The organism is Clostridium carboxidivorans P7, from assembly GCF_001038625.1.
GTDB classification, from domain to species: domain Bacteria; phylum Bacillota; class Clostridia; order Clostridiales; family Clostridiaceae; genus Clostridium_AM; species Clostridium_AM carboxidivorans.
This window is the reverse complement of record NZ_CP011803.1, coordinates 1453361-1477775: the sequence shown is the minus strand read 5'-3', so window position 1 is coordinate 1477775 and position 24415 is coordinate 1453361. Positions and strand designations below refer to the sequence as shown.

At 28.6% G+C, this 24415-nt stretch carries 12 protein-coding genes; 2 read left to right on the top strand and 10 right to left on the bottom strand.

Going from position 1 to position 24415, the window contains the following annotated elements; genetic code table 11:
• Positions 1–110 precede the first annotated feature (110 nt).
• From Ccar_RS06340 to Ccar_RS06330, 3 genes are all read right to left on the bottom strand, one after another.
• Positions 111–4970, bottom strand: coding sequence for a DEAD/DEAH box helicase (locus Ccar_RS06340; protein WP_007065154.1), 4860 nt, complete (start codon positions 4968–4970; stop codon positions 111–113).
• 2 nt (positions 4971–4972) lie between these two features.
• Positions 4973–8698, bottom strand: coding sequence for a hypothetical protein (locus Ccar_RS06335; protein ID WP_007065153.1), 3726 nt, complete (start codon positions 8696–8698; stop codon positions 4973–4975).
• 1323 nt (positions 8699–10021) lie between these two features.
• Positions 10022–13396 carry an insulinase family protein gene (locus tag Ccar_RS06330; RefSeq protein ID WP_007059898.1) on the bottom strand — a complete coding sequence of 1125 codons (3375 nt, stop codon included), beginning with the start codon at positions 13394–13396 and terminating at the stop codon, positions 10022–10024.
• Between the two features lie 411 nt (positions 13397–13807).
• Between Ccar_RS06330 and Ccar_RS06325 the strand changes: the two genes are divergently transcribed.
• Positions 13808–14503, top strand: a complete 696-nt coding sequence (locus Ccar_RS06325) for a DUF975 family protein (RefSeq protein ID WP_007059899.1) — start codon at positions 13808–13810, stop codon at positions 14501–14503.
• Positions 14504–14546: 43 nt separating this feature from the next.
• On the opposite strand, the gene Ccar_RS06320 is transcribed toward Ccar_RS06325, so the two are convergent.
• Both Ccar_RS06320 and Ccar_RS06315 read right to left on the bottom strand, forming a co-directional pair.
• Positions 14547–15824, bottom strand: coding sequence for an efflux RND transporter periplasmic adaptor subunit (locus Ccar_RS06320; protein ID WP_007059900.1), 1278 nt, complete (start codon positions 15822–15824; stop codon positions 14547–14549).
• A 4-nt stretch (positions 15825–15828) separates the two neighbouring features.
• Entirely contained in the window at positions 15829–18960 is a 3132-nt protein-coding gene (locus tag Ccar_RS06315) for an efflux RND transporter permease subunit (RefSeq protein ID WP_007059901.1), read from the bottom strand.
• Positions 18961–19513: 553 nt separating this feature from the next.
• Here Ccar_RS06315 and Ccar_RS06310 point away from each other — a divergent pair.
• Positions 19514–20032, top strand: a complete 519-nt coding sequence (locus Ccar_RS06310) for a hypothetical protein (protein ID WP_007059902.1) — start codon at positions 19514–19516, stop codon at positions 20030–20032.
• Positions 20033–20072: 40 nt separating this feature from the next.
• Here Ccar_RS06310 and Ccar_RS06305 read toward each other — a convergent pair whose 3' ends face one another.
• The 5 genes from Ccar_RS06305 to Ccar_RS06285 all read right to left on the bottom strand — a co-directional run bounded on the left by Ccar_RS06305 (position 20073) and on the right by Ccar_RS06285 (position 24398).
• Positions 20073–21608 (bottom strand): DHA2 family efflux MFS transporter permease subunit, encoded by a 1536-nt coding sequence (locus Ccar_RS06305; RefSeq protein WP_007065152.1) that lies wholly within the window; start codon positions 21606–21608, stop codon positions 20073–20075.
• A gap of 30 nt (positions 21609–21638) precedes the next feature.
• Entirely contained in the window at positions 21639–22295 is a 657-nt protein-coding gene (locus Ccar_RS06300; RefSeq protein WP_007059904.1) for an HlyD family secretion protein, read from the bottom strand.
• Positions 22296–22312: 17 nt separating this feature from the next.
• Complete coding sequence (locus Ccar_RS06295; protein ID WP_007059905.1) at positions 22313–23293, bottom strand: HlyD family secretion protein; 981 nt, start codon at positions 23291–23293, stop codon at positions 22313–22315.
• Positions 23294–23318: 25 nt separating this feature from the next.
• Positions 23319–23969 carry a TetR/AcrR family transcriptional regulator gene (locus tag Ccar_RS06290; RefSeq protein ID WP_007059906.1) on the bottom strand — a complete coding sequence of 217 codons (651 nt, stop codon included), beginning with the start codon at positions 23967–23969 and terminating at the stop codon, positions 23319–23321.
• Between the two features lie 180 nt (positions 23970–24149).
• On the bottom strand, positions 24150–24398 hold the full coding sequence (locus Ccar_RS06285) for a hypothetical protein (protein ID WP_007059907.1): 249 nt from the start codon (positions 24396–24398) through the stop codon (positions 24150–24152).
• Positions 24399–24415 lie beyond the last annotated feature (17 nt).

The window sequence follows — 24415 nt, the reverse complement described above, 5'->3', positions numbered from 1 at the left end:
ATGTTAACTTCAGGTGTACACATTTAATTACATTGTTATAAATAAGTTTACCAACTCAAAATTGTATTTAATTATAAATTATAACACTTAAAAATTAAGACAGAACCTTTTTATTTACCTAATAAAATACCTAAATACTTTTTTGCCAATCCCCTTTGCAGCTTCTCATGGAAAATTTGATTGTTATAATTTCTTAAACAACCATAACAACTTGTTTCTTCTCCACATTCACAGTTACTAACTTTATCATAAGCACTTTGTAACACTTGTCTAATGTTAGAGGATATTTTCTTTACGTGACCCGCTCCTCCTGCAGCTTCATCAAATAATATGATTGAAGGATACATATAGTCATTATTATTATAGTATAAACATCCATTTATATCACTTCTTACTATATCAAAAGTATCACATGCTCCCTCAATTATTGAATATAAAAGAGTTATCCATAAATTTTCACTTAGTTGTCCTATTGGTGGCAGTGTAATTTGTAGAACATCCGTTGTAAATTCATGTCCTAAATCAGTCATATAATAATTTGTACTTGGACAAATTGAGCCAAATTTATTTTTATGTTTAAATTTAGTTTTTTTGTCTTGTGGCTCTGCTGTAGCATATCCACATAGTTTACATACTCTAAAGCCTAAATTTCCTATACCTTTATTTACTAAGAAAAATCGTCCCATAGGTGAATACTTATATAAAATATCATTTTCATTTAATCTCAGTTTATCTGCAATAACTTCTTTTTCTTGATATTTATCTAACTGTTCAAAATCATCAAATGTTATATTTGTTGCATAAAACTTACTTGGTCTGTTTTCTCCTGGTGTTTTTGGTGTTTCTAAACATGTTGAAAAACCAAACTGTGGCTTTATAAAAAATCTTCTTTGCAATTCCTCTCCACAATCACAAAAAGATTCAATGTATCGCTCAGTATTTCCTAAATCACTTTGAGATGTATGAATTTTTTTACATTTAGTACATATTGCATATTCATAGGTTGGCCATCCTTTATTAGTCGCAATATTTATGGAATATGATGTCCACAGTTTTCCATTTGCCACCACTGAACTTCCTGGTGCAAATTCAGTAATTGCCATCTTTAAATCTCTTGATAAATCAATATTTTTTGCATCAACGCTATCATTTAAAATATCTAAGCTTACAACATCTACTGGAAATCCATACTTAGGAAGTATATTTCTATCTGATAAATAATTAATAATTGATTTTTTCTTATACGTGTTCATTATTCTATTTATATAATCTATGTTTTGACCTTTTTCAAATTTCTCTTGTTTTATTCTATTTAACTCTTCTAAGTTATCTCTATATTCAATTTCAACTTTCCTAAGGCTACCTTCCTCACCACATAGCTCGTCAATAAAACTCCAGTTATCTAGTCCAAGTTTTTCATGTAAAGAACTTGGTACTATATTCTTAAGAGAAGTAATTAACTCTTTAGGGTAGCTCTCCAATAATTCCCTAACTTCTTTTGTTGCATACATATCTTCATTTTCTATAAATAAGTCTTCAGTATTTTTAAACAGTTCCGGATGGTGCCTGAAAAAATATGCAAAAATAACTGAATACATATGTCTTTTTACAATCTTTTCATTTTTCACTTCAATATATGGAGGCTGGATAGCTCCATGTATAATTTTAGTAGGATTGCTATAATAGTTTAAATCATGACTTCTTCTTCTTGCAAAGGTTAATGCAAAAGCAGTTGATGAACCTCTTCTTCCAGCTCTACCTGCTCGTTGTATATAATTAGCTGTTTCTGGTGGAACATTTCTCATAAATATAGCCTCTAACTGTCCCACATCCACACCCATTTCAAAGGTTGTTGAACAGCTTAATACGTTAACCTTTCCACTTTCAAATTTTTTCTGTAATTCACTTGCTGCAGTACTCGTTAACTGAGCTGTATGCTCTTTAGCAATCATAGGAACAATCCTTCTATCAGAATATAATTTTCTATAATAGTCATACTTAGATGGCTGTCTATTGTTTAACTCTGTTAACTCTCCATCACATCTAAATTCGGGACATATATTTTTAATATTATTTGAAGTTACCTTACCACATTTATTACATATATATAGCTTATCTTCAGAAGAAGCAAGAGCTATATTCCACATCTTATAGTTTAGTCTCTTTACTATTCCGTAACTACCTTCATTTACTTTTTCTATATATGATTTTTTTATCAAGACATCCTCAAATAACCCTAATATACTCTTTAATATTTCCTTTGAACGGCTTTTAGCATCTTCTTGAGATACTCCATTTTTTAATAATATTTTTTTAATAAAGTTACTTCTTTTATTCTCTATATTCTCACTTGGCAAAGCACTTAATATTGAAATATTCTTTCCATTTTCAGATTTTTCTGTTCTAAAATATACATTTCTATTTCTTGGTGCAAAAACCTCATCCAGAGGAGATATACTATTTGGAAATGAAATACAACTTGAGAACCTAAATGAATCTAAAATAACATTAATCAATATTTCCAGCTCTTCACCATTTATTTTTAATCGATCATACTTTTTAGATTTATTAATACCTATTTTAACAGGCTTTATCTTTATGAGACCCAAGCCCTCTAGTCCAGTATTTCTTTCTATAGCTATTAACTCTTTCATTATATATGCATAAACTATTCTTTTTTTATCCTGTAATGAGAAAGTTTCATCAAATACACCAGCTTCTGAAGCTAATTTGACCATTCTCGTAGCTAATCCATCTGCCCTGATATCTTCATCACAATCTACTTTTAATTCTTCTAAAGCCCTTAATAAAATTTTTCTCCAAAGCAATTGATTATATTTGTTATCCATATAAGCTCCAAAGAATGCAGCTTCTTGCCTATTATCTGAAAATACCAATAGCTTCTTTTCTTCTTTACTAACATTGTCAACTATGGTACTAGATACCTCATCAAATACGTCATCCCCCAACGAATCCTCATCTATAAACCAATCATCTTCAACATTTTCATTACTGTCAATAACAACCTCAGTTTTGACTTCTGTTTTCGTTGATGGTATCATTTCATATAAGCTTCTAGCCAAAACATTAGTGGCTGGATCATAGGATGTTAAGAATCTTTTTACTATATTTGGTGATACTCCACCACATGCCATACAGGTATTTAATGAATAACCCTTTTTTAAAATCTTTTTAACTTTTATATATTTTCTGCTATCATTTACATTACAGCAGGTAAAACCTGATACTTTTCCTGCTTTCTCTATTTTTCCACATACAGAACATAAAATCCAATCCTCTGCCTTAGAATTATCAGCTTCGTAGATTAATCCCTCATCCTCATCTATAGAGTCAATTTCTTGCTCACTATTATCTACCATAAAATAAGTCATTACTTTACTGTTATCTCCAAAATCAGTAGTATAATGCTTTAGATATCCTAGCCTATCTATAATTCCTACTATATATTCTTGTCCACATTTTTGACAATTAGCTAATTCGAATACAGAAACATCTAAGTTATTCCCAGCCCTAATTTTCTCTCTTCTTTCCAAATATACCTCTTTATGAGGGTAAAATGATGCATACATTCCTTCCAAAGCTCTTACAAATAGATGATATCTAGCAGGCAGTAATGCTTTAGATTCCTTATCTGCTTTTGCTTTTGAAGCTATATCTATTAAACTAATTAAACCTTCTTCTTTTTTTCTGTATTCTACTGCATCCCTCTTAAACACTAAATCAACTACCTTATCTACTGACTGAGTTTGTTGACCTAATTCTTTTTGTAAAGCTATCAAATTTTCATCATCCTTCAGAATCTCATATAAGGCTCTATCTATATTATCGATTCTAATATCAATGTTATATTTATTCTTAAACTCATCAAACGTTTTCTTTCCATCCAAAAATAAGTAATAGTCATCCTTTAAATTATTGTAAAAATCGCAACTTCTATATATGCTGATATTTTCTCTTAAAGCCATATTTACCCTTGATGACTCTACTATATCCTCTGGATAAAACTTTTCACTGAATAGATCTGATGCAAATTGAGCTACCTTAGGATAATCTTCCTTTCCACCTCCTAATGTAGCACTTGTTGCAATACACTGGATTTTACCTTGCTCTCCCCTATTTATCCTCTCTTTAAGCCTTTTTAACAATAAAGCAACTTCCGCCCCATTAGCTCCTTTATAGCTGTGTGCCTCATCTAAAACTATAAACTTCCATTCATTGCTGTATTCTTTATCAAAGAAATCATTATCCTCAGGTCTTAAAAGCAAATATTCTAGCATAGCATAGTTAGTTAATAAAAAATGTGGTGGATTTTTTCTCATTTGTTCTCTGGAGATTAATTCATTGGGCATTGGAGCTTCACCATTATTTTGGGTTCTATAATCTTGAAGAGCCTTACCTGTTTCTTTAACAGTCTCTCCAGTATACCTACCAAAAGTTATATCAGGATAATCCTTTAGTAAACTTCTCAACCTTTTAATTTGATCATTTGCTAAAGCATTCATTGGATATAAAAGCAGTGCCCTTACCCCTGAATTTAATTTTCCATTTTCTTTTTGTCCCATTAAATAATTAACTATAGGTATTAAAAAACATTCTGTTTTTCCACTGCCTGTTCCTGTAGCAACAACCAAATTTCTATTCTGACTAACAATTTTTCTTACAGCATCTTCCTGATGTTTATATAAGCTTCTTTTATTATTTAAAGCTCCATCAATATATTTAAATTCACTGCTCAAAATACCTTCCTCTACTAATTGGCTAATAGATTTTCCCGCAACAAATGGCGGTGTTATCTCTACAAAAGGTCCTTTAATAAACTTATTTTCTCTTTTTATTTTATCAACTGCTTTTTCTCTAATGTCATTATCCTTTACTGTCAATATTGATTCTAAGTATTCAATATATTTATCACTAATGTACTCTGTTGTCTTTACTGGATTCATCGACATCCCTATTCCCCCAATCCCGTAACGTATAATTCAACTAAAACTAAGTCTCTAATAAATAACTCTTTCAATTCTTCTCTAAATTTGTTATATAGTCTATTAACAGCTTTTTTCTCCTGATGATTCATTTTATTTTCTAACTTTCCAAAACTATCTAATGCTGTAATCAATACAACTGTTCCTATGTAATAGGTTAGTGTATTGCAACTTTTTTCACTACTATCCTTTCTTTTTAAAAATGAATTGTACAACTTATTGAATTTTGTATTAACAACCTCTTTTCTTATATAAGTATTTAATATGCTTATATACTCTTTTATGTCATCATATATCTTGTTTCTAACTTCTGCACCGTTTTCATTACTCCAGGTATATACAATCTCTACATAGCTTTTATTAAATAATTTAATTCCGTCATCCTCAAAATATTCTAATAAGTTAATTGAATCCAACTTATTTAGTTTTCTCCTATCTGTCATATCTATATTACTAAACAATTTATTATACTCATCTTTGGACCCTATTAGCTTTGGAGACATGTTTAAGGTTCTCCCTTGGCATTTACCTTTAAGATATTTATTTAAGCATCCCTTATTATTCAATAATCTACATGATCTACACTGTTCTCCATGTAAAAGTATATCTTTAAAGCTATGAATATTTAACCAATCAATAATATTATTAGTTAATATATTTTTAGAAATTCTTCCACTCCTAGTTTCTATCATAAAACTTTTTTCTTTATCCAAATCCCATAATATAGATCTTTTTTCTGTTGGTATTATATATTCTCTATCAACTTTAAAACTATGCTTTTTTATACATTTAAAGAAATCCATTATAAAAGTTTCATCAATATCAATTAAATCTTCTAGTATCCTGAATGAATTGTACTTATTTCCAAACATAGCCATAAGCATTATTATTATTTCTCTTACTACCTTTTTATTTTCCTCTTGACAATTATTTATAAAATATTTTCTATTTCTGTAAATAGTGTAGATGGATTTTAACAGGCTTATATCATAAGCTTCTAAAGTTTTTAATTCTTTAATTTTATCATATACTTTTTTTATATTTTTTGTTTCAAAGCAATATACAAAATAAAAAATTGATTCCTTGAGACTATTAATTTCTATGTTATTTACAATGTCTTCAAAATTATTTCTGTATTTATAAACACTACTGTTTAATATTTTAATAGGCTTATAAATCTCATTTTCATCAAAAAATAAATCTTCACTGCTAGAGTTATCTTCAATCTCAAATAAATAAATTCCATCCTCTGATATTAGAAATTCGCCACTATCTATTTGTAAACTGCAAATATTATTCTCTGAACTAAAATAACCTTTGTTCAAAGGTATACTAATATATTCATTCCATGGCTTAGATATATTATATAGCTTTAGTATCATAGTTTCTCTGTGTATATTTCCATCTTGCTTCCATGTAATTGACACAATTCCAGATTCATTATTCTTATAACTCATTATTTGTGTAGTTACTTTTTCCTTTATTATCAAAGGTGTGAAGCTGCACAGCAAATAATTATAATTGTTATAAACCTCTATTTTTATAAAATATCTATTAATATCATTTGATTTAAGAGTATCTAAAAACTGATTTAAAGCTATTCCATGTAATTTACCACGTCTTAATTTAGCTGTACTTTCTTGATATATCTTGTCCTTATAATCTAATAAAAAAAGTTTAATAGTATATTCATCACTTATATCATCATTTATTTTCAGCACTAAATTATAATTGTTATCCATTAGTTGACTAATAAATAATGTATTAGGATCTTTTTCCCATTGTACCTTTTGCTCCCCTTCTTTTATTAAAGACCATTGAAGATTTCTTATCTTCTTTTTTAATGGAAAAGTAATAGCTTTATTAAATTGAATAATCTCAACAGTGCCTATTAAATATTCTGATCGTGTTAATGATTCTATAGAAATATTCTTCATGCTCCCATCAATTACTTCTTCTTGTATGCAATCTGAAAAACTAAATGTTACATTATTTTGGCATATTACCTTGAAACTATTGTTAACATATCCTTTTTTGTCCTTAGGCCACTTACCTAAATTGTTTTCACTAATACTAATCTTTGGAAGATACCTTAGTGTAAAAACTCTCTTTATGTTCCTTCCGTCTAATACTCTTATCTCATATTCTCCATAAATAATTTTTTTAAATATTTCTATTTCATTTAAATCAATTATTATTCTATTATTGATTATTTCATAATCAGACGACTTTAAGTTTTGAAGCAAATTAATGTTTTCTTTTAAATTCACTATGGTTAAAGAATATGTATCTATCATTATGTTCTTATAAAAACTATTTTCATATTCTAACGATATTTTAGGTAGTACACCAGAATATATTGGAATTTCATCTCTTTTACAACCTTCATTAAAAAGAAAATTTCCGTCCTGTAGCTCTATTATATTAACTTTTTTATATTGAATTTTCACTTCTCCATTTGTAGATATCAGACTTATACTGTCGCACTCATCCAATAGTGTGATACCAACACAGTTGAAATCAAACCAATGTTTGTTGGGTAAATTATAGTAGGTTACTACTAATCCTTTCTCTGCTATTTTGCAATCTTCTTTTAAAATGCACGTTATTGTCTTAGTAGAGATATTGTTTCCCTTAACAACATTATCATCCTCATCAAATATAATATAATGTTGATCTCCATTTATACCATCAAATACCCATTCACCTAAAACTTCATCATTGTAACTTAAATTTATTTTATAGGTTTTAGATGGCTTTAAGACTATATTTTGTTCATCTGTAATGCATTCTCTATTTTGATAATACAAGTCCCCTGTTACATTTATTATTTCTCCACTATCATACTCTATACTCCACTCAACAAAATCATTATATTGCTTGCTAATATGCTGAGATGGTAAATGTAAATAGACTCCTAATGAAATTCCATCAAATTTAATTTTAGGAGACAGTATTCTATTTCTGTTTCGTTTCTTTTCTTTATCTACCTTCTTTTCCTTTCTCCATTTGCAATACTGAGTTATTATTCTCTCATCCAAATAACTGAACTTATCTAATAATTCAGACAAATTTAATTCATTATCTTCAACAATAGTGACTAAGTCTCTTAAATCATGTAAAAAAGTTATAGCCCTATCTTCATTAAAAGTTATAAATCTATATACTGTTTTATCTACTTTATACTTAATAAAATACTTAATATTATCTATTAATGCTTCTGCCGTTAATGTATTATCATCATAATTATCTAACATAATATCAAATATTCCAGGTAAGCTTTTATTTGGTATTCCAGCATGACATATAATAGGTGTAATGTATTTATATCCACCATTATCAAACTTTTTTAAATTATACTTATTAATTATCCTTAAAACATTATCCCCTAAAATATCTCTACGTTGTTGGGATAACTCTGATAATTGTAAAACTTCTTTTGCCTTGTCCCAATAGTTTCCTTCGTATTCATACATGGCAATATAAACTAGTATAGTTGCAAATACTAATTGATTATTCTTAACTAATAAATCTAAATTGCCACTCTTATATGCATACTCTAAAGAATCTATAACTTTTTCCAGTAATTGCACATACTCACCTCTTGAGAGGCTTAAATCGCTTATTAACTCACATTTTTCCATTCTACTTTCTAAAAGTTTGTTTATTTGAATTATGCTTAGACTATTAAACACTTTATCATCCCCATCTAATCCTATTTATTTCACTAATTTTATACAGATTTACCTCCATTATTCATAGATAAGCACATTTTTAACGCTACATATATTTGATAAATTAGCCCAAGGATTTTTACTGTATTTAATTTACAGTTGTTAAAATTAAAACACAAATAACGCATTCTGTAATAATATTATACTATATTTTAGTTTTTATAGTAATAAGACTTATTATGTTATACATACAGCAACACTTCAGCTGTAGTGTTCTCTTCACTTATTAATATTAAAAAAAGAAATAACTTATTTTTAAATCTAACATATTAAAACATCAGAAGTTTAGCACTTAAAAAATTTTTAGGACGGTAGTCCTTTGAATTATAAAGCCTTATGAATATTTACAGTAGAATTAATAGATTCCGATTTTTACTGGAAATTATATAGGTAAAATTTTCATAATGAAAGCACCATTTTTATTATGGTTTTGCTATAAACTAAAAATTAAAGGATGCTGATAAACTAAGTAAAAGTTATTTAAAACAATTACTTACTTATATTAACAAAGTATATGATATAGATGAAAAAATCAATAGTTTAAAAGATAAAATAACAAAATCTCAAGTAAAAGTTTCAACAATAGCTTTTGTAGTATTATTTGGATTCATGCTTCAAATAGATGTTATTGAAAATATGAAAGATTTACTATAGAAGATGATTGGGATAATCCACTATTCATAAAGACATAATTTTAAAATAAAAACTGGAAACTTTGCATTAAGATTTTTTGAAGCAGGGGAATGCGTAACAATTTTACGACCTACCGGTCTAAGGGCTTACCAGCCCTTTAAATAAGTGTAAAAAATACAATTCCGATAAAAATAAAATTTTCACTGGAATTTAGATGCTAAATCTCTGTTAAAACATCAAAAGGCTATGCCTTAATTTTTAAGCACTATAACTTATAATTAAATACAATCTTCACTTACTAAAATCAACTATAACAATGTAATTAAATGTGTAAACCTAAAGTTATTAGTTTGAATTTTACCTTTTATGCAGTGATATATGATAAGGGTGTCATCACATTAGCTAAATTGTTTTAGTATTATTCTTAGCTCAAAATTTTTGAAAGTCTTAGAACTTTAGTCCTGTCTGAGGGAACCGAGTTTGACAAAGTTCTTAGACTTTCAAAAAATTCGAGCTTTAGAATAATTAAAACATTTAGCCGTGATAACACCCTTATCATATATCTCGGAATAAAAGGTAAAATCCAAACTTCCACTGTACCTTTACATCGCATTACGCTTATTATATAAGCTTTTAAATTATAAGCTTTATCTACTTTTCAATTACAAACTCCATATTTACAGGAGCAATAAGCTTAGCTGATGTTTTATCTTTTTGAACAGACTGAATATCTTTTATAAATATGGTATACTTTTTACCCTTTTCATAAGAATCAACTGGTGCCACTTTAATGGCCTTATTATTTTTATCATAAGATACATTAACCTTAACCTGCTGATTTTTATCATTTAATACATATACATTAGCAGTGTTTACTGTTACTTCATCTAAATCTTTTGCAAATTTAAATGTCCATGTTTTATTTGAAGCTACATTTTCTTTCTTCTCCATATTTATTATATTCCCTTTTTCTTCTTTAGAAGTTAATACATTTTTTATAGTCATAAAATTTTTCTTGCTTTCTTCTATCTTTGTTTCTCCACCTACAACACAAAGATAATTTTGCTTTAAAACTGCATCCATAACTGGTGCAAAATTTCTTATATCTTCTGCTGTTGTAGATATAAGCTCTTTTCTCTCCTTTTCTAAATCTGATTGCTTAGTTCCTGTTAAATACAAGTCATCAGCTATAACTCCGTCAGCAGCAGCTCCATAATATTGATCTAATTCGCTATATTTATTATCCTCCTGTCCTACTGTACCTATTATATAATTAGTCATTTGTTTCTCATCAGCATTGAAATTTTTCAAAAATTCAGGTGTTTGATTAAAGGTATCTATGGTCTTTTGAAGATTAGGATCCCTATAAGAGAAAAATACAACTTTACCATTGTCTACTCCCATATAAGCTCCATAAGCTCCATCTCTCTCTCTTATAATAGGAGATAAATAATCCATATTTAATATATTTTCAAGGACCTTAAATTTACCATTTTCATTATAACCTGATTTTTTAAGATCTCCACCTTTATACACATATTGAACAGTTGAAGGAATAATTAGCCCTTCATTTATTGTTGAACTATCAAAACTATATTTATATTTTTCAAGATTTTCATTTTTCAAATCAGATAAAAAAGGCTTTAAATTATCAGCAAAGGTTTTATAATTTTCTTCATTGCCAGTAAAACTAACTATCAAATCTTTTTTGTTGAATACAAGATCTCTAACTTGTTTCAAGTTTTTTATAATCTCATCACTTTTGCTGTCAAAGTTTTTATCCAAGTCACATAATAAAGAGTAAAATCCATCATCTTTATATGCATTATATTTACCAGATTCAGACATATATGATAAAAGTTTTTCTCTACCTAATAAATTTCCATTGTATGCTAACTGCTGCTCTCTTTGAATTTTTAAATTGTTTATTATTTCTTTTAAACGAGCTTTATCATTTAAATTACTATTGAATATCATCTCATTTAAAATGTCAAAACCATTTTTTAAATTTTCATTTAAAGGCATCAATGTAACTGTCATCTTTGGATAATACAAATTACTATCTTCATGATTCACTACACATCCTGGAGAAAGAGTAATTCCTCCACTATTAATTAAAGTTTGTTCTCTTAAATCATCTTTAGAATAGTTTTTTGTAGCTATATTACCAAGAACATTACTTAACAAATAAACATATCCAAGTTTGTCTTGAGGTACTGTACTAGTATCAAAATATAATGTAGTAAAATCTATACCATTAGTATACACAGGATGTTCTAAAACCTTAACTCCACTTTCCGTTTTTTCCACTGTTTTATATTCTTTTGTATTTGTACTTATATCTTCTCGAGTAAGAGTTGGCAGGGTGCTTAGTTCTTCTTTAGTAGGTGGTGTATTTTGCCACTTTTTTAAATCCTGAGTACTTTTAACTAATGAATCAAGTTTATCTTTAGAAAGTGATGCTTTATATGCTGCAAGTTTAGACTTTAACTCAGCTTCTTTCTTATTTTCAAGACCTGTCACTGGTTTTAAAACTACTAAAGATGAACTTTTATTATCTAACAGATAAGTCTTTATAAGCTCTTTAAAATGTTCAGGTTTAACTTTTTCTTTTATATTTGCAATATCAGAATCTACATTTAAATAAGCAGTAGGATCTCCTCCATGCATCCAGCTCCTCATAATAAGCAAATCATAAGCAAGAGCATAATCACCTTTTACCATACGATTATTTAGTTCATATACTTTATAAATTGAATTTAACAATTGATCATCAAAACCATTTTGTACTATATTTTTTAAGCTATCATTTACAACCTGCTTAAACTTATCCTTTTGATTTTCATCTACATTTTCTGCAATTATACTAAAAACTGGTTGAATTCCTGAAAAATCAAATTTAACGCTGACATTTTCACCAAAACCATTATCCTTTAATGCTTTTTTTATTGGTGAAGATGGTATTCCACCCAGTAAAGTTTGAAGGAAAGAGAAGGCTTCTACTACATCTTTATTTGTATTTTTGTCAATTACATAATTCAAGCTCAAATAGCTTTTATTTTTAGTAGCTGCTCCTTCTGGTAAGGAGTATTCTACAGTTTTTTCTACACTTTGATTAAAAGGCTTTTGGAGTGTTAATTCAGTGTTTACATCTTTTTTATCAAAATTATTTAAATATTTTTCTCCTATAAACTTTAATGTTTTATCAATGTCCATTTTTCCATATAAGTAGAAATAACTATTTGCAGGGTTATAATTTTCATTATAAGTTTTTAAAAGTTCCTCATAAGTTAAGTTAGGCATTTCATCAGGAACACCTCCAGCTTCATATTTGTATGAAGTATCTGGAAAAAGTGATTGATTTACAGCTCTATTTAGCACCCAATCAGGTGAAGAATAATTTCCCTTCATTTCGTTATATACTACACCATTATATGTTAAATCATCATTGGGAGAGTTTAATTCATATCTTATACCTTCTTGCTCAAAAATTTTTTTATCTTTTAATACATTAGGATAAAAAACAGCATCTAAATATATCCCCATTAAATTTTGAAAATCTTTATCATTTTTACTTGCCACAGGATATAATGTACTATCACCTGTAGTCACAGCATTCAAATATGTAGTTAATGACTGCTTAGCCATTTCAGATAAAACATCTTTAACAGGATAATTTTTAGAACCATAAAGAACTGAATGTTCTATTACATGATTAACTCCTTTGTTATCCTTTGTAGGAGTTCTAAAATTTACACACATCATTTTATTATCACTATCATTTTGTAAATATATAAGCTGAGCCCCACTTTTGGCATGTTTATAAATACATACATTGGATTTTAAATCTTCAATCCACTTTTTAGAAACTAATTGAAATCCTCCTAAGGAGTCATTAATAGTACTGCTTACTTGCACATTAGAACCTTCTGCTTTCACATTGTTTGATAGTTCCATAAGAAAAGCCTGTGAAGACAGCATTGTTACTACTGTTAACGCAATTATAGACTTTAACCTTTTATTCATTTTAAATCCCCCTTGTAAAAACTGGAATAATCTTATTAATTATATATTATACTAGTTTTTTCTAATTTCTAAATACAATACTGTTAAATTATACATATTATGTGTTCAATTGTCGCCGCACAGCATTAAACAAATTACTCAACTTTTATAGAGGACAATTGACAAGGGACAGAGGACATTAAGGTAAGTTTTCTTCCTTATGTCAAAAAACTAATATAAAGATAATTTTAGTATGTACTAAATACTCATAATGTTTCTTAAAATTTCTTATTTAAATATTACACTTGAAGTAAAATTATGTCGCAAAATGTTATAATAAATATTATAAAACGTATTGACAACTATTATGTTAAATAGTATTATATAACCTATAAAGTGATAAAAATATTAATAATTTAGGGGGAGTCATCTATGACTGTAGATAATTACATTTTTAAAAATTCTAAAGAATTAAGGGAATTGGCTAGAGAAAAACTAAAAGAAAATTGGCTTAAAGCTATGCTTGTTTGCTTCATATGCTGGTTTGTTGCTGATTCTTTCTCAAATATATCAAATGTTAATGATGGAATTCAGCACATTTCTTTCTTAAATAATCACATTCACTTAAACTTTATGGACAATTCATCAACTGACAATATACTTACTTTTGTAAGTTTCTTATTTAGTGGTGCATTATATGCAGGTTCCTCTTTATTTTTCCTAAAACTAATAAGAAACCAAAATGCTTTAGTTGAAGATTTGTTATATGGTTTTAAAAGCTTTAATCTTTTTGGAAAACTGTTTTTATTAGAGCTTATAAAATCTCTATTTATAATTTTATGGACTTTACTTTTAATAGTTCCTGGAATCATTGCATCTCTTAAGTATTCTATGGCTTATTATATAATAATTGATAATCCTGATTTAAGTGTTACAGATGCTATAGATTTAAGTACTAAAATGATGGATGGACATAAAAGCAGATTATTTTGTTTAGTATTAAGTTTCTTTGGATGGTTTTTACTAGGAATATTAACTTTAGGAATAGGGTTTATATGGATTTCACCTTATTATGAAACTTCAAAGGCTAATTTTTACGAAGAATTAAAACAAGCTTATATTGATTAATAAACTTAAAGCACTGCTAAAATCTAGCAGTGCTTTAAATATTTTAATCAGCTATTTTAACTTTTTGCCCATCCTTTAAGAAAATTTGACCTTCTGTAATTACATCATCATCCGCTTTAATTGAAGAAGATGTTATTTCTGTGTACTTGCTATTAAATATACCTGTAGTGACTAAATTCTTCTTAACTTTTCCATTTACCACCGTATAAACATAACCTACTCCACTTTCATATTTTATAGTTTCATTAGGTACTGTTATTACATTATTTTTTGTGTCAGAAGGTAGTGCTACTTTTGAAAACATTCCAGGTTTAAAATCACCCTTTGAATTATCAATTTTTACTTTTACTAAATAGGATTGAGTTTTACTATCTGCTTCAGGTGTTATAGTCTCTATAGTCCCTGCTGCAGTTTTTTCAGATGAATCAGCTATTTTTACTGTAACACTTTGTCCTACCTGAATTTTTGATACTAAATTGCTAGGAACGTTTATTTGTGCAAATAATGAATTAGGATCTATAACAGTAACTGCTGATGTTCCTGAAGAAGAAATTTCTCCTACATGTACATTTACTGCAGATACTATACCTGTAATAGGTGATGTAACTGTATAATTACTTATCTGTGTCTTTACTGAATCCACTCCTGCTTGAGCTTGCTGTAATTGAGCTTGAGCTACAGACACTGATTCAGGTCCAACTTTTTGCTGTATTAAATTCAAATTATCTTGAGCAGCATTTAAAGCTACTTGTGCACTATTGAATTTAAGTGCAGAATTATCTAAATCCTGCTTAGATACAGCCCCAGTTTCATATAACTTTTGCATCTTTTCATAATAACTTTTTGCATCATTATATGTTAATTGTGAACTTTGATATGTTTGATTAGCTTGTACTACTTGCTGTGCCAGAGAAGAATCCTGTGTTTTTTGTAAATTAGCTTGCTGTTGATTTAAATTAGCCTGCTGTTGATCTAACTGCGCTTTCAATTCTGATGAATCCAACGTAAATAAAATTTGACCTTGTGTAACTTTATCAGAAACTTTAACATTTATAGCAGCAACCTTACCTGCACTTTTAGGTGCAATAGATATTTCTTGGTTTGGAACTAATTTACTGGCATATTCTATTTCTGAAGATATTGATCCAAGAGAAACCTTTACTGTTTTTACATTGGTTGTTTGATTCCTATTTTGTAATGTTTTCTTTTTGCTTAAACTGCTGTAGCTTCTATAACCTAATAATGCTGCTATCACAATTAAAGCAATAGCTATTAACAACTTTTTTCTTTCTACTAATACATTAGATATATCAAACTTCAAAGTTCTACGCCTCCTCTATCTGTAATATTTGTTTATACTTCCTAGAAATAAAATGTTTTAAATCATCCATTAGTGTATACACTATAGGTAATATAATAGGTGATAACAACGTTGATGTAATCATTCCTCCTATTACTACCCATGCCATTCCCGATTTCATTTCACTACCATCTCCCAAAGCTAATGCTGATGGCAGCATTCCCACAATCATTGTAGCAGTAGTCATTATAATTGGTCTTAACCTAGTTGTTCCAGCTTCTATAAGTGCTTCTCTCAAATTAAGTCCCCTACTCATAAGAGTATTGGTATAATCAATAAGCAGAGTACCATTTTTAGAAGCCAAGCCATCCAACATAATCAATCCTATCATGGACATCATATTTAAAGTTTTGCCTGTTAATGCTAATATTCCAAAGGCTCCAATCATTGCACATGGAAGAGAAATCATTCTTATAAATGGTGTTAAGAAAGATTCATAAAGTACTACTAATATCATATAAACTAATATAAAAGAAGCAAATAAAACTTCTATAAGAGGAGTAAATGCTTGTGCCATTTGTTTTTGTTCTCCGCCAAATTTTATTGAATATCCTTCTGGCAATGTTAATGCTTTTAATCTTGTATTAATCTCATTATTAATATCGCCTAATGCTCTTCCCTGCATATTAGCTGAGAGAGTAACTACATCCTCTCTGTCTTGTCTTGATTCAGTAACAGGACTATCATTTTGTGTAACAGAAGCTACCTGCCCTAGTGATACTAATTGTCCTGATGAATTTAAAATTTTTATAGATGCAATATCTGCCGGACTCTTTATTTGTCCATCTGCAAATCCTACATTGATATCATAATCAATATCATTTTGAGTATAAGTTCCTGTAGTTGAACCTTGAACAGCCATTCTTATAACTGATGCTATATCCGATGTAGAAACCCCATATTCAGAAGCAGCAAGCCTATTTATTTTAACCTGTATTTCACTTTGACTTGTTGTGGTTGAATTACTTACATCTGTAACACCTGGAACAGATTTAAGTATGCTCTCAACTTTATCTGCAATAGTTTTTAAAGTATTCAAATCATCTCCAGCTACATTGATAGACAAACGTGAATTATTTCCACCTCCGCCGCCGCGGCCAGCACCAGGTACCCCGCTTGATTCTGATACAGAAAATCTTACACCTGTCATCCTCATACCAAATGCACGTACCTGACTTGCAATTTGTGTTTGAGTTTTATTACGTTTATTTTTTGGTTTAAGCCTTACAACTATATTTCCAGAAGCAGTATCGCTATTACCTCCAACAGTTGAAGAATAACTCTCTATTCCTGGAATCTTTTGCAAAACTTTTTCTACCTGCTTTACTTTTTCATCTGTTTGCTTCAAAGTAGATCCTGGATTAAGAGATAAGTTAACAGTGAATCTACTCTGATCTGATTGAGGCATAAATTCTGTACTTATAATTCCTAACTTTACTAATGAAATACTTAAAATTACTAATATTGATGTCACTATTAAAACTTTACCTCTATTATCCAAAGACCAAACAAGAAATTTACTATAAGCTTTAGTAACTTTATTAAAGAAAACTGAAAATCTAGCAAAAATTCTCGAAATAGGATTGTTTCTAAATTTTCTAAATAATCCAATTTGCAAATTTGAGTCCTTTTTCTTAAGCAAACGTGATGCCAACATAGGGGTAATGGTAAAAGATACAAAAAGAGAAAATAAAGAAGCAACTGCAATAGTTAATCCAAATTCTCTAAAATATTTTCCTACCATACCAGATATAAATGCTACAGGCACAAATATTACTACATCACAAAGAGTAATTGCAATTGCAGCCATACCTATTTCGTTACGGCCTTCTATTGCTGCAATTTTAGGATCTTTTTCAAACCCTAAATGTCTTTGAATATTTTCAAGTACAACTATAGAATCATCCACCAGTATACCTATACATAAAGATAATCCCATTAGAGACATCATATTCAAAGTAAAATGCAATTCATACATCATAAAAAAGGTTGATATAAGAGAGGTTGGTATGGCTACTAAAACAACTAAAGATGAACGCCAGCTGCGTAAAAATAAAAGAAGCACTATGGCAGTAGTAATTATTCCCTCTACAAGATTGTGTTTAATCTCTGAAAGTGATGAAGTTATAGTTGTAGTGGTATCATCTGCTATGATTAAATTTACACCTTTAGGAAGTTGTTTTTGTATTTTTGCAATTTGCTGTTTTGCATTATTTACAGCTTCAACTACATTTGCATCACTTTGTTTTTGAAGATCAATTCCTATAGTGCTTTTAGAATTAATTCTTCTTAATTGAGTTTCATCTGGATAATCTAATTTAATTTCAGCTATGTCTCTCAATCTGATAATTGCTCCATTGGCAGTAGGAACAGTTATATTCTTTATGTCATCTATATTCTCAAATTCTCCTATAACCCTCAATGTTTCATTCATATTTTCTTGTTTAATCTGTCCTGCTGGTATGTTTGCATTGTCACTTTTAATTTTACTTAAAAGTGAATTTATATTTACTCCATAATATTCTAATGCATTTTTATCAAGCTTTATAGTTAATTGTTTTGGATTACTTCCTTGCAAGGTTACATTACCTATACCAGGAACCTTTTCCATAGCTTGTTGTACCTTATCTGCTTCACTACACAGTTGATCATAAGGAACGTTACCATTTAGCGAAAGAGTTAAAACTGATGATGCATTTAAATCTACTTTAGATAATACTGGTTTATCGGCATTAGTAGGAAGTTTTCCTTGTACTTTTTCTACTGCTTTTTCCACATCAAGAAAAGCTGTATTCATATTTGTTTCACTGGTAAATTGTATTACAGTTTGTCCAGATCCTTCTCTAGCAGTAGATGATATAGTATCCACTCCACTTATACCAGAAACTGCATCTTCAACAGGCTTTACCACATCCTTCTTTATTGCATCAGCATTTGCACCAGTATATGTAGTCCTTATAGTAATTACGGGTACATCCATAGATGGCATTAAATCTGCACCTAAATTTTTATACCCAAATATACCTAACCCTATAAGGAAAGCTATTACCATTGTAATGGCAGCAGGCCTTCGCACAGATATCTCAGTTATATTCATTTTTTAGCCTCCTTTTTAAAGTATTATGTAAATTCTTTTTTAATTATAAAAGCCAATTGTGTCAACTGTGTTACAAATGCATACTTTTACTATTTTATAATTTTTTATTTTTAAGGAATAAAAAAATTTTGTTAATTTTCAACTATTGTGGTATACTAGAAGAATAAGCGAAATGTTACTAATACCATTTAATATTTAAGAATGCTAGGTTTATTTTTGAGTAGAAAAAATTAAAGATTTTAAAATTTTTAACATCATAAAAGGTTAGAACTTTAAAATGTTAGAAATCTTAATATTTTATCTACATTAAATTTTCCATCACCTTTACAAGGTGTTTTTTTATCTTATAAAACTTTTAACCCTATATTTTAATTTCATCTTAATATATATCTTTTAAAGTTGCTATAAGAACTCTTTTGCTTAAGCAGTTGGAGTTCTTATGCCGCGTGTAATTCTTTTTATGTTTTAGATTATTCAGGCTAAAGCATTTACTTTATTTTGTATCTGAGAAACTTCAATAAAAAAGTTTTCGTAATTTAAGGAGGATTTATTAATGAGAAAAAATTATAAAATAAAAAAAACTATATCAGTAAAACACTTTATTTCAGAATTCGGAGAAAATTTTTCTGAACATATGAAGGAAAGACTATTAGATTTAGAAGTAAGATGTGTTTTAACAAGAAAAGAGGAAGAAAATATACTTGATTTAAAACATGTTGAACATACTAAATATGATTGTCCTTCAGATAATACTTCAAAAGAATATGTGTATGGAGAATTTTTAGCAATAGATGGTTCTTTATATTTTTCAGAAAAATGTATAGAAGGCGATGACGTTATGGAATCTCCAATAACAAATGTTATATATAATTCTTTAAGCAGCACAGATATGATTTGTGATGAAGATAGCAATGCAAAAAAAATTGATGATAGCAATATCGACTATGTTATAGATACTATATTAACAGTATGTCCTGAAGTATCTCAAAGATATTTAGATATTCTAGAAGAAATGACTTCACATTCAGAAAGTAAATTATCAAATACAATTTATACTAAAACTTATCATTAAATTGTAAATGAAATCCAACCGTACTGATAAAGCAGTATGGTTATGGATTATCATTTAATTTAACACTTTTCTTAAACAAAAATACTAATGGTATAGCTGCTAACATGATAAATAAGGTTAGCATAAAAGCATCATCTATTCCATGTAAATAAGCTTCTTTTCCTAAATATGAATAGGCAAGATACAAACCTCCAGTTTGAGGATTTATTGAATCAAAACCTTTCCCTAATATATACTCTTTAGCTGAATTTAAAAAATTTGAACTTATAGGACTTATACTATTAAACTGCTCAGCTAATCTATAATAATGCAAATTTTGCCTATGCTGAAGGAATATTGTAAGTATAGTTATGCTTAAAGATCCCACTACTTGTTTTACTGTATTTTGAAGAGAAGATCCTCTTCCTACTAATTCCTTAGGCAAGGCATTCATCCCCTCATTTTGAATCAGTATAATACACATTCCTACTGAAGCCCCTCTTAAAAATACTAATAAAGTAAAAATGCTGTTACTTGTATCCAAGTTTAAGAAATATAATTTATAAGTTGAAACTGACATTAAAATCATGCCTAAAATGATTAAAGGTAAACCTCCAATTTTACTTGAAATTTTGCCACTTATCATCATAAATAAAGCTGATCCAAATGCATAAGCCATCATCATAATACCAGTTTTCACAGCACTTAGGCCTACTAAGTTTTGTAAGAATAATGGCATTAAAAGCAGCAAACCATATATACCAAACATTATAATACTTGTTACTATTAAACTTAAAGTATATTTATATATTTTTAATATTCTTAAATCTAATAAAGGATTATCTGTAGTGAGTTCTTGTAAAACAAAAAGTATAAGATTAAAGCTTCCAAATGCAATTAATAATGGATATTTTATTTCTCCCCAATCTATATTAGATCCCTCACCTATGACATAGAGAATACTTACTAATCCTAAAGTTGAAGTTATTACTCCAATATAATCCAACTTTTGTCCTTTCATTCCTTTACTATCCTTTATAATCACTATGGCTAAAAAGGTTCCAATAATTCCAATAGGGACGTTGACTGTAAAAATCAAATTCCAAGTTAAATATTCAACTATATATCCACCTAAAGTTGGTCCAATAGCTGGTGCTGCCATTGCTGCTATTCCATAAATTGCTGTAGCTATTCCAATTTTATCTTTAGGCATTATTTTATATACCATAGACATGCTAACAGGCATGATCATTCCTCCACCTATTGCCTGTACTACTCTTGAAAATATCAATACATTTATGTTCCATGAAACTCCACACATAAATGATCCAATTGTAAAAACAATTAGAGAAAATACATACACTTTTTTCATTCCAAAAGTATCCTCTAAATATCCAGTGAGAGGTATCACTGCTCCTGATGCTAACATATATCCAGTTAAAACCCATTGAGTTCTATCTAGAGTCGATCCAAAAGAAGACATTATTTTTGTTACGGCTATATTTACAATACTAGTATCAAGAAATGCCATGAAAGTTCCAATAATTACTATTCCCAAGCATAACCATTTGTAAGAAGGAGATTCTTTTTCTTCCACACTATTCACCTACCTTTATAATCCTTTCTTTTACTTTATGTGTATATTAACTACTACATTAATACCTGGTAAAAGTTTAACATTACTATACTTATCTAATTTAATTTTAACTGGTACCTTTTGTACAACTTTTGTAAAGTTAGCGCTGGTTGACGTTGGAAGTAAGGAAAATGTAGCAGCAGATGCTTCACCAATAGAATCTATTTTTCCAGTAAATTTTTTATTTTTATATTTATCTATAGTAATATCAACTTTTTCACCTGACCTCAATTTAGTTAATTTTGTTTCTTCTATATTAGCTGTTACATATATGTCATCCTGATTTATTACATAAGCAAGTGTCTGACCTGCTGTACACATTTCTCCTACATTTGCTTGCTTTTTTATAATTATTCCATCTATAGGAGAACGAATAATAGCATTTTCTAAGGTATCACTAGTTTGTCCAGCTATATCCTGTCTTCCAATTATTTGATCTTTATTTACTTTATCTCCTTCTTCAACACTAAATTCTAAAAGTTTGCCAGATATTTGAGGACTTACTTTTAATAAATCTGCATTAAGCTTAGCATCATCTGTAGAAACAAAATGAGTACTATTATACCAGTAATATCCTACTATTCCTACTATAGTTACCATCATAAGTATTAATATACTGCTCATTATTATCTTCTTTTTTGATTTCATATGCTTTTTCATCTCCTCTATTCTTTAAGCCCTATTTCTGTAATCATTCCTGGTTTCAATATGTCAGCTCCTTCTTTTAAAGTAACTCTAACTACATTTTTCCCATTAGAACTAAGTGTAGGATTTATTACAGATATTTCACCTTTAAATCTTTTATCCGGTATATCATCTGCTTTAACAACTACCTCTTCACCTACTTTAATCTTTTTAAACACATTTTCAGGTACATATCCATCTATATAAAGCTGATTATTACCTACAATTTTAACTAAAGTAACACCTGTTCCTGCAATTTCTCCTACATGTATATTACATTCACTTACTGTGCCAGATATTGGTGAAGTTATGATTCCATTATTTACTTGACTTGCAGCTGAATTCACTGCAGCTTGTGCTTCATTTACCAAAGCCTCTGAAGAAGCTATCTCCTGTTTTGTAGCACCATCATTAAGTTTATCCAAAGTACCTTTATCTGAAATCAACTTATCCTTTGCAGTATTTAAGCTTGCTTCCATTTGCTCTAAATTTTGTTTTGTTTCATTTCCAGTGTCATATAACTTTTTTATTCGATTATAATTATTAAGAGCATTTTCGTAAATTTTATTATCATTATCTATAGCTGCTTCTGCTATGGATATATCTTCAGGTCTTGCTTTGCTCTGCACTTTATCCAAAGCAGCCTTAGCTGTATTTACTTTTGCTTCTGCTTGATCTTGTTGATTCTTTAAATCTGTAGTATCTAGATATACAATTGAATCTCCAGCATTAACTTTACTTCCCACTTGTACATTAACTTTTGTAACCTTAGAAGGTGAAATTTTAGAAGACAAATTTACGGAATTATCAGCTTGAATTTTTCCAGCAAAAATAAAAACTTCCCTTGGAGCTGATGCTGTACTAATACTTTCTCTTTCATTTGATTTAGAATAACTGCATCCATTTAATAACATTGGAATTATAAATAATACCGGAATTAATTTTTTAATATGATTCTTCATTTTATCCCTCCTCTTAAAAACATATTTACTCTCTCTTGCAAACACCATATTTTATTATTTCCATAAAACATACAAGTTCTTTATTCATCATTTCTAATTCTTTTATAACTTCCTCCTCCTTTAATTCACTTTGAATAAAAGAATATTTTTTTAAATATCTCATTGTAAGTGCTTGAAATATAAATGAAAACATATCAAATACCTTATTTAAATCCACATTTTCATTAAAATCTGATGTGTCTATGTTATTAAGCATAACTTTTTTCATTCTTTGTATTAAGCTTTGAGTTTTTTCAGCTGCTATAGGTTGTAATTCATTTGGTAAATTACACAAAAGTGCATTTGAAATAATAATTCCTAAATACATTTCACCTTTAAGCCATTCTGTTCTCTCTTCCAATAATTGATTAAACTTTTCAAATGCACTATTATGATATTTTTCACATATTTCTTTTGTCTTTTGAAAATATAATTCAGCACAATAGTCTAAAATGTATAAATACAAATTCTTTTTATTTTCAAAGTAGTGAAATATCATTCCTTTAGATATACCTGCTTCTTTTACAATATTATTAGTAGATGCCTCTTCATAGCCTTTTACAGCAAACTCTTTTAAAGCTGCTTTAATAATTCTATTCTTTTTTTCTTCTGATATTTTTTCAAAATTCTCGTACATTTTATCACTCTCCAAAAATTTTACTTTATTGACCACATGGTCGATAAATATATTATAATACCTATTGACCACATGGTCAATAGGTGTATTGTAAAAAATTCCTCAAATTATTTTAAAGATAATTTGAGGAATTTTTCACACCAAGGCGCATATTTCAAAATATATAATATCTTAGTATATCTACTTTTTCCTTTTACATTCATCATTATATTCAACATATATAAATCTAATTGCAAAAAACAAATTAACACATAATGCTAGTATTATTAAATGGCTATTTACACTTAGTCTTTCAAAAAAGGATATTATTATAAGATTAAAATAAATAAGAATTGGAAGAAGTTTACGTTTTCTATTGGTTTTAATACATTCTAGTATGATAGGAATCATAACTAAAGCAAGAAGCATTAAATCAAATATAAAATTCATTATTAAATTAACCCCTA

Bases quoted from the DNA above. Each gene is read 5' to 3' on its own strand.
- Ccar_RS06340 (WP_007065154.1), bottom strand. From the start codon at position 4,970: ATGTCGATGAATCCAGTAAAGACAACAGAGTACATTAGTGATAAATAT.
- Ccar_RS06330 (WP_007059898.1), bottom strand. From the start codon at position 13,396: ATGAATAAAAGGTTAAAGTCTATAATTGCGTTAACAGTAGTAACAATG.
- Ccar_RS06325 (WP_007059899.1), top strand. From the start codon at position 13,808: ATGACTGTAGATAATTACATTTTTAAAAATTCTAAAGAATTAAGGGAA.
- Ccar_RS06315 (WP_007059901.1), bottom strand. From the start codon at position 18,960: ATGAATATAACTGAGATATCTGTGCGAAGGCCTGCTGCCATTACAATG.
- Ccar_RS06310 (WP_007059902.1), top strand. From the start codon at position 19,514: ATGAGAAAAAATTATAAAATAAAAAAAACTATATCAGTAAAACACTTT.
- Ccar_RS06300 (WP_007059904.1), bottom strand. From the start codon at position 22,295: ATGAAATCAAAAAAGAAGATAATAATGAGCAGTATATTAATACTTATG.
- Ccar_RS06295 (WP_007059905.1), bottom strand. From the start codon at position 23,293: ATGAAGAATCATATTAAAAAATTAATTCCGGTATTATTTATAATTCCA.
- Ccar_RS06290 (WP_007059906.1), bottom strand. From the start codon at position 23,969: ATGTACGAGAATTTTGAAAAAATATCAGAAGAAAAAAAGAATAGAATT.
- Ccar_RS06285 (WP_007059907.1), bottom strand. From the start codon at position 24,398: ATGAATTTTATATTTGATTTAATGCTTCTTGCTTTAGTTATGATTCCT.